Here is a 284-nt window from a genome sequence, read left to right as displayed (position 1 = left end):
GCTGCTGTATGGCGGCAGGCTGGTCATCGTGCCGCAGGCCACCAGCCGGGCACCGGAAGAGTTCTTCCAGTTGCTGTGCGAGCAGCGGGTCACCGTGCTCAACCAGACGCCATCGGCGTTCAAACAGCTGATGCAGGTGGCCTGTGCCCCGGCGCAAGCCGAGATGAAGCCCGCCCTGCGCTACGTGGTATTCGGTGGTGAAGCTCTCGACGTGCACAGCCTGCGCCCTTGGTTCGAGCGCTTCGGCGATCAGCAGCCGCAACTGATCAACATGTACGGCATCA

The 284-nt window shown here is 63.7% G+C and carries 1 protein-coding gene; it reads left to right on the top strand.

Features of this window, described 5'->3' with window-relative positions; genetic code table 11:
- Nucleotides 1-284, top strand: a 284-nt coding sequence (locus NJH59_RS25455; RefSeq protein WP_253087485.1) for an AMP-binding protein, incomplete at both ends; no start/stop codon positions are given.

The organism is Pseudomonas sp. VE 267-6A (assembly GCF_024126555.1).
GTDB classification, from domain to species: Bacteria; Pseudomonadota; Gammaproteobacteria; order Pseudomonadales; family Pseudomonadaceae; genus Aquipseudomonas; species Aquipseudomonas palmensis.
Note: the sequence above shows the minus strand (reverse complement) of the source record. Positions and strands in the feature narration are given on the sequence as shown.